The organism is Kluyvera sp. NPDC087067 (assembly GCF_044745165.1).
In the GTDB taxonomy this organism is placed as follows: domain Bacteria; phylum Pseudomonadota; class Gammaproteobacteria; order Enterobacterales; family Enterobacteriaceae; genus Kluyvera.
Map to the genome: position 1 here is coordinate 567,463 of NZ_JBIUZS010000002.1, position 14,442 is coordinate 581,904.

The following is a 14,442-nucleotide window of genomic DNA, read 5'->3' on the forward strand; positions in this document are numbered from 1 at the left end:
TGTGGATACCGTCTTATGGAGCAAAACCCGCAGTCACAGCTCAAGCTTCTTGTCCAACGTGGTAAGGAGCAAGGCTATCTGACCTATGCCGAGGTCAATGACCATCTGCCGGAAGATATCGTCGACTCAGATCAGATCGAAGATATCATCCAAATGATCAACGACATGGGCATTCAGGTGATGGAAGAAGCACCGGATGCCGATGATCTGTTGCTGGCTGAAAACTCCAACAACACTGATGAAGACGCAGAAGAAGCGGCGGCACAGGTTCTGTCCAGCGTTGAATCTGAAATTGGCCGTACCACTGACCCGGTGCGCATGTACATGCGTGAAATGGGTACCGTTGAACTGTTGACCCGCGAAGGCGAAATCGACATCGCCAAGCGTATTGAAGATGGTATCAACCAGGTTCAGTGTTCGGTTGCCGAATACCCTGAAGCCATCACCTACCTGCTGGAACAGTACGATCGCGTTGAAGCTGAAGAAGCGCGTCTTTCTGACCTTATCACCGGCTTCGTTGATCCAAACGCCGAAGAAGACATGGCACCGACCGCCACGCACGTCGGTTCTGAACTGTCTCAGGAAGAGATGGATGATGACGAAGAAGAAGACGAAGAAGACGACGACGATAGCGATGATGACAACAGCATCGACCCAGAGCTCGCCCGTGAAAAATTCGCCGAGCTGCGTACTCAGTACGAATTAGCGCGCGACACGATCAAAGCCAAAGGCCGTAGCCACGCCGCAGCCCAGGAAGAGATTCAGAAGCTGTCTGAAGTCTTCAAGCAGTTCCGCCTGGTGCCAAAACAGTTCGACTACCTGGTTAACAGCATGCGCGTCATGATGGATCGCGTGCGTACCCAGGAACGTATCATCATGAAGATGTGCGTTGAACAGTGCAAAATGCCGAAGAAAAACTTCATCACGTTGTTCACTGGCAACGAAACCAGCGATACCTGGTTCAACGCGGCTATCGCGATGAACAAACCGTGGTCCGAAAAACTGCACGATGTGGCTGATGATGTTCAGCGTGGTCTGCAGAAACTGCGTCAGATTGAAGAAGAAACCGGCTTGACCATCGAGCAGGTCAAAGACATCAACCGTCGTATGTCCATCGGTGAAGCCAAAGCCCGCCGTGCGAAAAAAGAGATGGTTGAAGCGAACTTACGTCTGGTTATTTCTATCGCGAAGAAATACACCAACCGCGGTCTGCAGTTCCTTGACCTGATTCAGGAAGGCAACATCGGCCTGATGAAAGCGGTAGATAAGTTTGAATACCGTCGTGGTTATAAGTTCTCCACCTATGCAACCTGGTGGATCCGTCAGGCGATTACTCGTTCTATCGCAGACCAGGCGCGCACCATCCGTATTCCGGTGCATATGATTGAGACTATCAACAAACTCAACCGTATCTCTCGCCAGATGCTGCAAGAAATGGGTCGTGAGCCAACGCCGGAAGAGCTGGCTGAACGTATGCTGATGCCGGAAGATAAGATTCGTAAAGTGCTGAAGATCGCTAAAGAGCCTATCTCCATGGAAACGCCAATCGGCGACGATGAAGATTCGCATCTGGGTGATTTCATCGAGGATACCACCCTCGAGCTGCCGCTGGACTCTGCGACCACCGAGAGCCTTCGTGCCGCAACGCACGACGTCCTGGCGGGCCTCACCGCGCGTGAAGCGAAAGTCCTGCGTATGCGTTTCGGTATCGATATGAACACCGATCACACGCTGGAAGAAGTGGGTAAACAGTTCGACGTTACCCGCGAACGTATCCGTCAGATCGAAGCGAAGGCGCTGCGTAAACTGCGTCACCCAAGCCGCTCTGAAGTACTGCGTAGCTTCCTGGACGATTAATCGCTCTGGTTAGAAATCTAAAAGCTCCCTTCCGGGAGCTTTTTTTTGCCTGTAAATCACGAAGCATTCCCCGGCGACATGTCGGAGTCGCTCGTCCAGGCGCAGCGCCGCCGGGAACATCTGACTCTATAGACCACGCGCCTTTAACGCCACGTCCAATTCTTGATACGCCTCAACCAGCTTATCCAGCGTAATCCGGCTCAACCCACTCGGGTTTGGCAGAACCCACACCTCAGTATCGCCAATCATAAACGCCTGCTTCCCCCAGGTCGCCTTAGGCTGCCCCAGCCCACGCTCATAGGCTTGCTTACCTAACACAGCCAGCACTGCTGGTTTATAGCGTTCAACCTTCTCAATGAGCTCCTGACCGCCGCTACGCAGCTCCTGCACGCTCACCTCACTAGCCTGCACTGTCGGCCGTTCAACTAGCTTGGTCACTCCACAGCGGAAATCGAGCATCTGCTCCGCCTCCTCCGGCTTCAACTGTCGCTCAGTAAACCCAGCCAGATGCAGCACTTTCCAGAAACGATTCGCGGGATGGGCGAAGGGATAACCCAAAGAGGAAGACGATAAACCGGGGTTTATACCGCAAAAGAGTACCCGAAGCTCTGAACCAATAATGTCCTTAACCATAATATCCTCAACCTATACATCGTAAGTTGAGTATAACGAATTGAAAATGCATTGTTTATAAAAACAGCGGACGTGCGCATAGTGCTGGATTGGTGTGCGTTGTTACTTTATAATCCTCGCCTACCACGGCCCCTTAGCTCAGTGGTTAGAGCAGGCGACTCATAATCGCTTGGTCGCTGGTTCAAACCCAGCAGGGGCCACCAGATACAGCAAGGGCTGACGATTTCTCGTCAGCCCTTTTGCTTTTTTAAAAGATGAGAATAAATACCCCCACCCAGCGGCGAGGGCGAACAGGCATCACACCAGTGCGCTCAATTCCTCACGCATGTAAGAAGTGAAAAACTCAGGGTTTTTAATCACAATACGCTCGCCGGACTCAATCCTGTCTGCCCATCCGGCGACTTTGTCGGTGAATCCAGCATTCCAGCCATCCTGATGCCCGCGTTCGGTTACATCGGAAGGACTAAGCGGCATGCCCAACTCTTTCAAATAATTCAGAATTCCCTTCGCTGTACTCTCATCCATGGATTGTGGTACTGGCTCAGACGTGTTCATACCACCAATGAAATCCAATGCTTTATCAATGACTGCTGGCATATGCTTGTCCTTAAATTAACCACGTAGTAAACAAGTTTATACTATGGACCGAAATTGGATCTGATTTCAAAGAACCGCTCACGTTATTGCACTTTTTCGTGAGCAAAAGCCGACTTTTTACGCCTCTTTTTACGATATCGCGCTTTTTATGCGCAAAAAAAAGCCAGCGTATCAAACGCTGGCTTGGCTAACGCTCATCACATCAGGCGTTAGTGACTGGCTTTTGTTCGGCGCTGGATTTGGTGTTCTCCAGCATCCGGCGGACCGGCACGATTAAGACGCACAGTACCGCCGCACAGATGAGCAGCGCTACGGAACAGCGCGCAAACAGGTCAGGCAGCATGTCGAGCTGATCGGCTTTCACATGACCGCCGATAAGGCCAGCAGCAAGGTTACCCAGCGCGCTGGCGCAGAACCACAGCCCCATCATCTGGCCGCGCATTCTTTCCGGTGCCAGCAGCGTCATGGTCGCCAGACCAATCGGGCTCAGGCACAGTTCACCCAGCGTCAGCATCAGGATACTGCCCACCAGCCACAATGGCGAAACGCCCGCACCACCGTTGCTCAGCACGTTTTGCGCAGCCAGCATCATCAAACCAAAGCCTGCGGCGGCACACAGAATACCGATAACAAACTTAGTGATACTGCCGGGACGCACGTTTTTACGCGCCAGCGCCGGCCAGGCCCAGCTGAATACCGGAGCCAACAGGATGATGAACAGTGCGTTAATCGACTGGAACCATACCGCTGGGATCTCAAAATCGCCGATCATACGGTTGGTGTAGTCGTTAGCAAACAGGTTGAAGGAGGTCGGTTTTTGTTCAAAGGCCGACCAGAAGAAGGCGGCGGAAACCAGCAGGATAAAGCACACCAGCAGGCGGGCGCGCTCTTTGCGGTTCATACCGGCAAAGGCGAACAGGTAGACAAAGTACAGCGCAACAGAAGCCGCGATAACGTAAACGAGTACGCTCGCCACGGCGACCGGGTTAATCACAATGATGCCCTGGGCAATCAAGGTAATAATCACTGCTGCACCGACCGCCAGTGCGACCAGCCACGCGCCAACACCGTTCTTCTTCGCCACCGGGCTGTTCCAGGTGGAATCCAGCCCAACTTCGCTGTCATAGCGCTTCATCGCCGGTACGGCAAAGACACGGAAGATAACCAGTGCCACCAGCATCCCGATGCCACCGATACCAAAGCCCCAGTGCCAGCCGTGTGATTTAATCAACCAACCGGAAATCAGCGGCGCGATAAACGAGCCCATATTGATGCCCATATAAAACAGTGAGAAACCACCGTCACGGCGCGCATCTCCTTTTTTATACAGCGTACCGACCATTACCGAGATACAGGTTTTAAACAAACCCGAACCCAGAACAATAAACATCAGGCCGATAAAGAACAGATTGTCGCCCATAAAGGCCGACAGCGCGATGGCCAGATGGCCTAACGCAATCAGGATAGAGCCGTACCAGACGGCCTTTTGTTGACCCAGCCAGTTATCTGCCAGCCAGCCGCCCGGTAGGGCTGCCAGGTACATCGTTCCTGCGAAGATACCGACAATCGCCGAGGCGTTCTCACGCGCCAGCCCCATGCCGCCATCATAAACGGTCGCCGCCATAAACAGGATCAGTAATGGGCGGATACCGTAAAACGAGAATCGCTCCCACATTTCGGTAAAGAACAGTGACCCCAGTGGATAAGGATGACCGAAAAAGGTTCGGCTTTCGTTTTTATTAACAGAGGAATGCATAGTTTCTCCCGAAGAGGTGCGCCGCAACGCGTGTAAGTTGTGTAAGCGGACTAGCCATTTTTAATTTTGTCGATGATTCACATCTGACACGGTGTTTTTTAACCATTTGATAACCATCTTATGGTCGTGTCTAGTCCTTGCCTCCACCTTTTTAGACGAAAATTCGATAAACATCTACTTTTACAGATTTTGTATTGGTTGGGAAGGAAATATGATTGACATCGCGATGCAGCGTACGAAGGGGATTATTATTCATTTAAAACAATGAATTAATAGAAAATCAATCGCAAAAAAGCGAGCAAAATCATCGCAGAGAAAGGGATATAAAAAGTGTGGAAATGTGGCTCTCGTTGCACGAATTGAGGCAAGCAACGATAAATAACGACCAAAGGGCACGGCAGATATCACAGTTGATACCTGCCGGTGGCTTATTTAGCGTGCCAGTATGCGCTTGAGCGGACTAATTGCGGATCGAGGGCCTCGGTCACAAAACCATCGGCCAGATTTTTTACTACCTTCCCTTCACCGGTGAGCCAGATGAAGTAATCGGATTCTGGCACCGTCAGTTGCGCCAGACGCGCGGCAACGGCGGCGTGGTCGTTTTGGCTAAACCACTCAATATTGCCGCCTGCAAACCCGTTCAGATAGGCTTTATCGGCGATATCCCGCACCATGACCAGTGCCGTCACCTGCGGGAATTGTGGCAGTTGACTCAGCGCCTCGAGGCGGCGACGCAGTGCGGGCATACCGGTTTCATCACAAACATACAGCTGCCAGGCGTAGTCTTCCGGCACCACCAGTGATCCGCGCGGGCCACCGATGAGCAGGGTGTCGCCGACTTTGGCCTCCATCGCCCAACGACTTGCGACACCGCCCTCGTGAATAAAGAAATCGTAGGCCAGCTCGTGGCGCTCGGCATTGTACAGCGGGGTATAGTCGCGCGCCTGCGGGCGAACGCCATCCGCCCAGACGATACCTTCGTCACTCACGGTAGGCGGCGTGAGCGTCGTTCCCGCCTGGGGGAAAAACAGTTTGGTATGGTCATCAAAGCCGCGAGAGCTAAAACCTTCCAGCGCTTCACCACCCAGCACAACACGCTGGAAAGCCGCGCCGATACGCTCAACGCGCTTGACGGTCAGTTCACGGAATCGGAGTTCATTGCGCACGCGCTGTGGGTACTTTGTCTCTTTCATCGGGCGTCTCTCTCATAAATAGATATATCTAAACTTATTTGCAAATGATAATGATTGCTAATAAAGCAAAAAGCAAGCAATTTTTTGATATAGACGCTTCGTTGACGCCATTACAGAAATTAAAAATAAGTCATTAAATATCAACATATTGGAATTTATTTTATTTTTTCATTGCCCATGAATTACATTTAGATATAAATTAGATATATCGAAATCAATAAGGATTTAGCAATGAAACCTTCTTCTGACAGTGAACATCGCGGCCATCCCGGGGAGTACGGTAAATGCGCACATCGTGAAGGCCACGGCGGTGGACGTCGCCAGCGCTTCTTCGGTCACGGTGAGCTGCGCCTGGTGATCCTCAGCATTCTCAAAGAGAGTGCCAGCCACGGCTACGAACTGATTAAAGCGATTGAATCCCTCACTCAGGGCCACTACAGCCCGAGCCCGGGCGTTATCTACCCGACGCTGGATCTGTTGCAGGATCAGGGGCTGATTACCGTTCAGGAAGAAGATGGCGGACGCAAGAAAATCAAGATTACGGCGGACGGCCGGCAGATGCTGGATGACAATCAGGAGCCGCTTCATCATATCCACGCGCGGCTGAAAGCGAAAATGGTTGGGCATGAACTGCGCAGAAACCCGCAGATGAAGCGCGCGCTGGATAACTTCAAGGCCGTGCTGGATCTTAAAGTAAATCAGGGTGATATCAGCGACGCGCAGCTCAAGCAGATTATCGGCGTTATCGACCGCGCGGCGCTGGATATCTCACAGCTGGATTAATGCAGGACGGTAACCGCATCCTGAAGCAGGCTGGCGCGGCGTTTGACCATCGCCGAAACATCGGCGCTCTCCGCCACCAGCTGCGCATTTTGCGAGGTGATCTCATTGAGTTTTGCCACCGCACGCGTCAAATCAGAGAGGCCCGTCGCCTGCTCCGAGGTCGACTGGCTTATCCGCGCAATCAGCTCGGTGACGTTTTGCACCTGCGAGACGATATCATCCATGGTGCGCCCCGCGGCGTGAACCTGTTCAGAGCCGGACTGCACTTTGCTGGCGCTGGCTTCAATAAGCTGGCGAATTTCATTCGCCGCCGTCGCGCTTCGGCTTGCAAGATGACGCACCTCGCCTGCCACTACCGCAAATCCTCTCCCCTGCTCACCCGCACGCGCGGCCTCAACCGCGGCATTCAGCGCCAGAATATTGGTCTGGAATGCGATATCGTTAATCAGTGTGGTAATCGACCCAATGCGCTGCGTGCTGTCGGCAATATCTTCCATGGTTTTCACCACCCGATGCATCGCCTGACCACCTTGCGTCGCCGCACCGCTGGCGGCAAGCGAGAGCTTATCGGCCTTTGCCGCCGTGTGTGAATTGTTCTGCACCGATGCCGCCATCTGGTTCATAGTGGTGACCGTTTGCTGCACGTTTTCCACCGTTTCCTGCGTTCGCTGGTTGAGATCATTGTTGCCACGCGCCAACGCATCGCTGCCGTCGCTCACGCTGTTGACCTGGCTTGAAACATCGTTAATCAACCAGCGGCACATCAGACCAAGCTGACCTACCGAACGTAATATCAACCCTACCTCATCGCTGCGATCCAGATGCTCGACGCTGTTGCGCTCGCCGGTTGCCACGCTAAGCGCCTGTTTCGCCAGATTTTCGATTGGCCGGACAATCTGCCTTTCAAATATCCACGTGGTCAGTAATAGCAAAATCGCCGATGCCAGCACCGAGGCTACGGGTGCATGCAGCGCCAGGAGCGATCCTGCCAGCAGGAGATAGAACCCCATCATCACGCTTCTGACTCGCCAGCGCAGTGGCATCAAGGAGAGCTTGCCCCACCAGCGCGTGCTGATAACCCGGCCTTTATGCAGACGTTTGTTGCCGCGCCCTTCTCGTAAGGCCTGATACAACGGTTCAACCGCCGCGATTTCTTGCGCGCTGGCTCGGGTTCGAATAGACATATAACCAATCGTTTTCCCCTGGCGCACCTGAGGGATAGCGTTAGCACGTACCCAGTAATGCCCGCCATTTTTCGGGCAATTTTTCACTATGCCCGTCCAGGGTTCGCCCTGCTTTAACGTGTGCCACATATCCGCGAAGGCGGCTTTCGGCATATCAGGATGACGGACCAGATTATGCGGTTGGCCCAGCATCTCATTGCGGCTGTAGCCGCTGACTTTTACAAAGGCATCATTAACGTGGGTGATGTAACTATTAAGGTCGGTGGTCGACATGAGGGTGATGTGATCATCCAGCACAGTTTCATGCTGGTTTGGGTCGGACAGGGTAGACATACGAACATCCTTTTCAGGGGCGAAGATAAAATGTATTACATTTGTTATATCGGAGGATATTTCGTTAACCTTACTTGTTAATTTTGCGTTAGATCGCAAAATCGATAAAAACCCTACTTTTTGCCCGGCGCTCCCCGTTGGGACATCAAGCGCACCATCATGGCGCAGTCGCCCTTGCAGGCAGCAATCCTCCGATTATCTTTCCCACCTCCCCCGCTACGCTGGACGATTAAATATTGTACAGATACGGTTTTCCCTGGCATTTATCCCGATTTTCACCGCAGCCGCTGAAGTGGCGTAATCCCTGCAATACTTAAATCAGTATCATGTGATACGCCCCGTCCAGGAGCTCATTTTGAACAGGTTACCTTCCAGCGCATCGGCTCTGGCCTGCAGCGCACACGCACTGAATCTCATTGAAAAGCGAACGCTCGATCATGAGGAGATGAAAGCACTCAACCAGGAGGTCAGGGAATACTTTAAAGAGCATGTGAATCCGGGTTTTTTGGAGTATCGAAAATCTGTCACAGCCGGCGGGGATTACGGAGCCGTAGAGTGGCAAGCGGGAGGGTTAAATACGCTTGTCGACACCCAGGGCCAGGAGTTTCTGGATTGCCTGGGCGGTTTTGGAATTTTCAACGTGGGGCACCGTAATCCAGTGGTGGTTTCCGCCGTACAGAATCAGCTCGCCAAACAACCGCTTCACAGCCAGGAACTGCTCGACCCGCTACGTGCGATGCTCGCTAAAACGCTGGCTGCGCTCGCTCCGGGTAAGCTGAAGTACAGCTTCTTTAGCAACAGCGGTACCGAGTCGGTAGAAGCGGCGTTGAAGCTGGCGAAGGCGTATCAAACTCCGCGCGGTAAGTTTACTTTTATCGCCACCAGCGGTGCGTTCCATGGCAAATCGCTTGGGGCGTTATCTGCCACCGCGAAATCCACTTTCCGTAAACCGTTTATGCCGCTGCTGCCGGGATTCCGTCACGTCCCGTTCGGCAATATTGACGCTCTGCGAACCATGCTCAGCGAATGCCAGAAAACCGGGGATGATGTGGCTGCGGTGATCCTTGAGCCGATTCAGGGTGAAGGTGGTGTGATTCTGCCTCCGCCAGGCTATCTGCCCGCCGTGCGCAAACTGTGCGATGAGTTCGGCGCGCTGCTGATCTTTGATGAAGTACAAACCGGGATGGGGCGCACCGGTAAGATGTTCGCCTGCGAGCATGAAAACGTGCAGCCGGATATCCTGTGCCTGGCGAAAGCCCTTGGCGGCGGGGTGATGCCTATCGGCGCCACCATCGCCACCGAAGAGGTGTTCTCGGTGCTGTTCGATAATCCGTTCCTGCACACCACCACTTTCGGCGGTAACCCGTTGGCCTGCGCTGCCGCGCTGGCGACCATCAACGTTCTGCTGACCGAAAATCTCCCGGCGCAGGCGGAGCAGAAAGGGGACATCCTGCTGGACGGTTTCCGCAGTATGGTTCGCGAATACCCGGACCTGGTGCGGGAAGCGCGCGGTCAAGGGATGCTGATGGCCATTGAGTTTGTCGATAATGAAATCGGTTATCGCTTTGCGAGCGAGATGTTCCGCCAGCACGTGCTGGTCGCCGGCACGCTCAACAACGCGAAGACGATTCGTATTGAACCGCCGTTAACCCTAACGATGGAACAGTGCGAACAGGTGCTGAAAGCCGCGCGTCATGCGCTTGCCGCCCTGCGCGTCGGTCAACAGCAGGTCGCCACCGAGCAGTAAGTTTGCCCCTCATCAGGAGCCTGAAAGAGATGCGGTTGCAGCGACGCCAAATTCCCGGCGTCGCTTCGCTCGGCCGGGCTACTCCACTATTTGTAACACCGACGCCGTGGTTCCCGGCGTCACTGCGTTCGGCCGGGCTACTTCGCTATTTGTAGGCCGGATAAGGCGTAGCCGCCATCCGGCAATGTGAACGGTTATGCCTGATGGCGCGTAGCTTATCAGGCATACATGTTGTCAATGCCCATAGTAACTACACAAGCACATGAGTGTTTTTTGAATCCCATCACAATCATCGCATTCGCCTTTTCCCTTTTCTTCGCCGACGGCTAAATTAGTAACTCATCCGACCACATAACAATAATTTCACATACTGGACAACTTATGAGCTATCCGTCGCTGTTCACCCCGCTGGATCTGGGTTTTACCCAGTTAAAAAACCGTGTGCTGATGGGATCTATGCATACCGGTCTGGAGGAGTACCCCGACGGCGCGGAGCGTCTGGCGGCGTTCTATGCCGAACGGGCACGTCACGGCGTGGCGCTGATTGTTAGCGGAGGGATTGCCCCTGACGCCACCGGCGTCGGCATGGCGGGTGGCGCAATGCTTAATGATGTCAGCCAGTTACCGCACCACCGCATCATCACTGATGCAGTACATCAGGAAGGCGGAAAAATCGCCCTGCAAATCCTGCATACCGGTCGCTACAGCTATCAGCCGAATCTGGTGGCCCCCTCAGCGCTACAGGCCCCGATTAACCGCTTTACGCCGCATGCCCTGACGCATGAAGAAATCCTGACGCTTATCGATAATTTCGCACACTGCGCCCAACTGGCGCGAGAAGCTGGATATGATGGCGTAGAGGTGATGGGCTCCGAAGGGTATCTGATTAACGAATTCCTCGCGGCCCGCACCAACCAGCGCGATGACCAATGGGGCGGTGACTACGCCAACCGCATGCGCTTTGCCGTTGAAGTCGTGCGCGCGGTGCGTCAACGTGTCGGCAAAGATTTTATTATCATCTATCGTCTGTCGATGCTCGATCTGGTGGACAACGGCGGCACCTTTGACGAGACCGTCCAGTTGGCAAAAGCCATTGAGGCGGCAGGAGCGACCATCATCAACACCGGGATCGGCTGGCATGAAGCGCGGATCCCAACCATCGCCACACCGGTACCGCGCGGCGCGTTTAGCTGGGTAACCCGCAAACTTAAAGGTCACGTAACGATCCCGCTTATCACCACCAACCGCATTAACGATCCGCAGGTTGCCGATGATATTCTGGCGCGTGGGGATGCTGATATGGTGTCAATGGCGCGACCGTTTCTCGCCGATGCCGAACTGCTATCGAAAGCCCAGTCTGGTCGGGCCGATGAGATCAACACCTGTATCGGCTGTAACCAAGCCTGCCTGGATCAGATCTTCGTCGGTAAAGTTACCTCGTGCCTGGTAAACCCACGCGCCTGCCACGAAACCAAAATGCCCATTAGGCCTGCCACGCAGATCAAAAATCTGGCGGTCGTCGGCGCTGGCCCTGCAGGGCTGGCTTTTGCCGTCAACGCCGCTTCACGCGGCCATCAGGTGACCTTGTTTGATGCGAACGCTGAGATTGGCGGGCAGTTTAATATCGCCAAACAGATCCCCGGCAAGGAAGAATTTTATGAAACGCTGCGCTATTACCGTCGGATGATCGACGTAACCGGCGTGACATTGAAATTGAATCATCGCGTTAGTGCAGAAGATCTTCTCCAGTTTGATGAAACGATCCTCGCTACCGGCATCACCCCACGCACGCCGCCGATTGAAGGCATTGATCATCCAAAAGTACTGACCTATCTGGATGTATTGCGTGATAAAGCGCCGGTCGGCGAGCGCGTGGCGATTATCGGCTGCGGCGGCATCGGCTTTGATACGGCGATGTATCTGAGCCAGCCGGGCTCGCCGACCAGTCAGAATATTGCCGAATTCTGCGTCGAATGGGGCATCGATACCAGTTTGCAGCAATCGGGCGGTCTGCGCCCGGAAGGGCCGCATCTGGCGCGTAGCCCACGGCAAATAGTGATGCTGCAACGTAAAGCCAGCAAACCGGGCGAAGGGCTTGGTAAAACCACCGGCTGGATCCATCGCACCACCCTGCTATCGCGCGGTGTGAAGATGATCCCGGGGGTGAGCTATCAGAAAATTGACGATGATGGATTGCACGTTGAGATCGGCGGTGAGCAGCGGTTGCTGGCGGTTGATAACGTGATTATCTGCGCCGGTCAGGAACCTAACCGCGTGCTGGCTGAGCCGCTACAGGCTTTGGGAAAACTGGTGCATCTGATTGGTGGCAGTGATGTGGCGGGTGAGCTCGATGCTCGCCGGGCAATTGCGCAGGGGACAACGCTTGCACTGAGTATTTAACGAAGCCAAATTGTAGGCCGGATAAGGCAATTTTGCCGCCATCCGGCAAGGGTGTGCCCGATGGCGCTGCGCTTATCGGGCCTACAGGGTGGAGTAGGCCGGATAAGGCAATTTGCCGCCATCCGGCAGGGTGTGCCCGATGGCGCTGCGCTTATCGGCCTACGGGGTGGAGTAGGCCGGATAAGGCGAAGCCGCCATCCGGCGGGCCTGATTAGCGACGGCGGCCTAATTTCACCGCTTTCAGCACCACAAATTTGTTATTGGTGGCGATGGTTTCACAGTTGCCGAAAATCTTCTTCAGCTTGTGGAAGTAGTCCAGGTGACGGTTGGCCACGATATACAGCTCACCGTTGATTTTCAGGCAGCGGCGGGCGTGGTGGAACATCTCCCAGGCGATGTTATCGGTCAGCGCGTGTTTCTGGTGGAACGGCGGGTTGCACAGCACCGCGTTAAAGCGGAACGGCTCGACGCCGGAGAGCGCGTTATTGATCATAAACTCGCAGCGATCCAGCGCTTCAGGCAGGTTACTTTCCACGTTCAGACGGCTGGATGCGACGGCCATTGGCGATTCATCCACAAATACGACGCTGGCTTGCGGGTTTTTCTCAAGCAACGTCATCCCGATAACGCCGTTGCCGCAGCCGAGATCGACAATCTCGCCTTCCAGGTTCTCCGGCAGGTGTTCCATAAAGAAGCGCGCACCAATATCCAGCCCGGTACGGGAAAAGACGTTAGCGTGATTGTGGATAGTCCAGTCGGTGCCTTCCAGCTTCCAGCTCAGCGTCAGCGATGCATCGGCCAGAGCAGGTTTGCTGAAGGTACAGTTAATCAGACGGGCTTTTTTCCACGCGAGCGTAGTGGTCGTTGGGCCGAGCACCTTTTCAAACAGCTCAAGCGTTGAAGTGTGGATATCTCGCGCTTTCGCGCCCGCGATAATACGCGTTTGCGGGGTAACAACCTCACGCAAAGCGCGCAGCTGCTGCTCCAGCAGGGCCATGGTTTTTGGGATCTTAATCAGCACCACACCCGGCGCCTGCGGGTATTCGGCGGTACTGTCGAGAAACTTAACGCTAGACTCAGCGATATCGTTGTGGCGCAGGTTTTCACGCGTCGCCAGCTCGCTTAAATAAGAATCACCGATGCTGTATGGTGTATGCTCCGCCAGCGCACAGCCTAACGCACCGAAGGTATCATTCAGGAGCAGCACCGGGCCGCTAATTTCGGTGTCGTCCAGCTGTTGCAGCAGATATTCATCCGCCGCTTCCCACGCCAGCAGTGGGTTAACGTCGTCCGTCTCCGGGAAACGTTTTAGTGTCAGCGAACGGAAACCGTTGTCTATGTGGCTCATCGGCCCTCCTGAATGGTAAAATTTCGGCGTTATCCCTGAAAAGGGTGCGTGAGTATACACTTTTTATGATTGGCATGGGCAAAGATGAACCAACTAACTTATCTACAAGGTTATCCCGAACATTTACTTTCACAGGTAAAAACGCTCATCGCCGAACAGCGTCTGGGAACCGTGCTGGAAAAACGCTATCCGGGCACTCACGATTTCGCCACCGATAAAGCCCTGTGGCAATACACCCAGGATCTCAAAAGCCAGTTCCTGCGTAACGCGCCGCCCATCAATAAAGTGATGTACGACAACAAGATCCACGTGCTGAAAAACGCGCTGGGGTTGCATACTGCGGTGTCGCGCGTGCAGGGTGGCAAGCTGAAAGCCAAAGCAGAAATTCGCGTCGCCACCGTGTTTCGCAACGCACCGGAAGCATTCCTGAAAATGATCGTGGTGCACGAACTGGCGCATTTAAAAGAGAAAGAGCACGACAAAGCGTTTTATCAATTGTGCTGCCATATGGAACCGCAGTACCACCAGCTGGAGTTTGATACCCGTTTGTGGCTGACACATTTGTCCCTGTCTCAGGCTAAAGTCTGAATTCCGCGTTTGTGACTATATTT

11 protein-coding genes and 1 tRNA gene are annotated in these 14,442 nt (G+C 53.9%); 6 read left to right on the plus strand and 6 right to left on the minus strand.

Translation table 11 applies throughout. The features are described 5' to 3' along the window. Nucleotides 1–15: 15 nt before the first annotated feature. On the plus strand, nt 16–1,857 hold the full coding sequence (gene rpoD, locus ACIPDS_RS08000) for an RNA polymerase sigma factor RpoD (protein ID WP_166516875.1): 1,842 nt from the start codon (nt 16–18) through the stop codon (nt 1,855–1,857). Nucleotides 1,858–1,983: 126 nt separating this feature from the next. Here the strand turns inward: rpoD and mug are convergent, their stop codons facing one another. After that, on the minus strand, nt 1,984–2,490 hold the full coding sequence (gene mug, locus ACIPDS_RS08005; RefSeq protein WP_400734465.1) for a G/U mismatch-specific DNA glycosylase: 507 nt from the start codon (nt 2,488–2,490) through the stop codon (nt 1,984–1,986). A 127-nt stretch (nt 2,491–2,617) separates the two neighbouring features. On the opposite strand from mug, the gene ACIPDS_RS08010 reads away from it, so the two are divergent. Next, nucleotides 2,618–2,693 (plus strand) — tRNA-Ile (locus ACIPDS_RS08010). A gap of 94 nt (nt 2,694–2,787) precedes the next feature. Here ACIPDS_RS08010 and ACIPDS_RS08015 read toward each other — a convergent pair. From ACIPDS_RS08015 to ACIPDS_RS08025, 3 genes are all read right to left on the minus strand, one after another. Next, on the minus strand, nt 2,788–3,087 hold the full coding sequence (locus tag ACIPDS_RS08015) for a DUF1889 family protein (protein WP_166516871.1): 300 nt from the start codon (nt 3,085–3,087) through the stop codon (nt 2,788–2,790). A 202-nt stretch (nt 3,088–3,289) separates the two neighbouring features. Continuing rightward, entirely contained in the window at nt 3,290–4,843 is a 1,554-nt protein-coding gene (locus ACIPDS_RS08020) for a peptide MFS transporter (protein ID WP_400734468.1), read from the minus strand. 428 nt (nt 4,844–5,271) lie between these two features. Beyond that, nucleotides 5,272–6,036 (minus strand): siderophore-interacting protein, encoded by a 765-nt coding sequence (locus ACIPDS_RS08025; protein WP_400734470.1) that lies wholly within the window; start codon nt 6,034–6,036, stop codon nt 5,272–5,274. A 231-nt stretch (nt 6,037–6,267) separates the two neighbouring features. Between ACIPDS_RS08025 and ACIPDS_RS08030 the strand changes: the two genes are divergently transcribed. Next, nucleotides 6,268–6,819, plus strand: coding sequence for a helix-turn-helix transcriptional regulator (locus ACIPDS_RS08030; RefSeq protein WP_400734472.1), 552 nt, complete (start codon nt 6,268–6,270; stop codon nt 6,817–6,819). Here the strand turns inward: ACIPDS_RS08030 and ACIPDS_RS08035 are convergent. Further along, nucleotides 6,816–8,336, minus strand: a complete 1,521-nt coding sequence (locus ACIPDS_RS08035; RefSeq protein ID WP_400734474.1) for a methyl-accepting chemotaxis protein — start codon at nt 8,334–8,336, stop codon at nt 6,816–6,818. The two genes, ACIPDS_RS08030 and ACIPDS_RS08035, sit on opposite strands and share 4 nt — an antisense overlap. Nucleotides 8,337–8,691: 355 nt before the next feature. Here ACIPDS_RS08035 and ygjG point away from each other — a divergent pair, with 355 nt between their 5' ends. Continuing rightward, nucleotides 8,692–10,083, plus strand: coding sequence for a putrescine aminotransferase (ygjG, locus tag ACIPDS_RS08040; protein WP_400734476.1), 1,392 nt, complete (start codon nt 8,692–8,694; stop codon nt 10,081–10,083). A 381-nt stretch (nt 10,084–10,464) separates the two neighbouring features. Continuing rightward, entirely contained in the window at nt 10,465–12,483 is a 2,019-nt protein-coding gene (locus tag ACIPDS_RS08045; RefSeq protein WP_400734478.1) for an FAD-dependent oxidoreductase, read from the plus strand. A 211-nt stretch (nt 12,484–12,694) separates the two neighbouring features. Here the strand turns inward: ACIPDS_RS08045 and rlmG are convergent, their stop codons facing one another. Next, the gene (gene rlmG, locus ACIPDS_RS08050; protein WP_400734480.1) at nt 12,695–13,831 is read right to left on the minus strand and encodes a 23S rRNA (guanine(1835)-N(2))-methyltransferase RlmG; all 1,137 of its coding nucleotides are present in this window, start codon (nt 13,829–13,831) and stop codon (nt 12,695–12,697) included. A gap of 84 nt (nt 13,832–13,915) precedes the next feature. Here rlmG and ACIPDS_RS08055 point away from each other — a divergent pair, with 84 nt between their 5' ends. Continuing rightward, nucleotides 13,916–14,419 carry a YgjP-like metallopeptidase domain-containing protein gene (locus ACIPDS_RS08055; RefSeq protein WP_400734482.1) on the plus strand — a complete coding sequence of 168 codons (504 nt, stop codon included), beginning with the start codon at nt 13,916–13,918 and terminating at the stop codon, nt 14,417–14,419. The last annotated feature ends 23 nt before the right edge of the window (nt 14,420–14,442 follow it).

Excerpts from the sequence above, each read along its gene's own strand:
- rpoD (WP_166516875.1), top strand. The coding sequence starts at position 16 with ATGGAGCAAAACCCGCAGTCACAGCTCAAGCTTCTTGTCCAACGTGGT.
- mug (WP_400734465.1), bottom strand. The coding sequence starts at position 2,490 with ATGGTTAAGGACATTATTGGTTCAGAGCTTCGGGTACTCTTTTGCGGT.
- ACIPDS_RS08015 (WP_166516871.1), bottom strand. The coding sequence starts at position 3,087 with ATGCCAGCAGTCATTGATAAAGCATTGGATTTCATTGGTGGTATGAAC.
- ACIPDS_RS08020 (WP_400734468.1), bottom strand. The coding sequence starts at position 4,843 with ATGCATTCCTCTGTTAATAAAAACGAAAGCCGAACCTTTTTCGGTCAT.
- ACIPDS_RS08025 (WP_400734470.1), bottom strand. The coding sequence starts at position 6,036 with ATGAAAGAGACAAAGTACCCACAGCGCGTGCGCAATGAACTCCGATTC.
- ACIPDS_RS08030 (WP_400734472.1), top strand. The coding sequence starts at position 6,268 with ATGAAACCTTCTTCTGACAGTGAACATCGCGGCCATCCCGGGGAGTAC.
- ACIPDS_RS08035 (WP_400734474.1), bottom strand. The coding sequence starts at position 8,336 with ATGTCTACCCTGTCCGACCCAAACCAGCATGAAACTGTGCTGGATGAT.
- ACIPDS_RS08045 (WP_400734478.1), top strand. The coding sequence starts at position 10,465 with ATGAGCTATCCGTCGCTGTTCACCCCGCTGGATCTGGGTTTTACCCAG.
- rlmG (WP_400734480.1), bottom strand. The coding sequence starts at position 13,831 with ATGAGCCACATAGACAACGGTTTCCGTTCGCTGACACTAAAACGTTTC.
- ACIPDS_RS08055 (WP_400734482.1), top strand. The coding sequence starts at position 13,916 with ATGAACCAACTAACTTATCTACAAGGTTATCCCGAACATTTACTTTCA.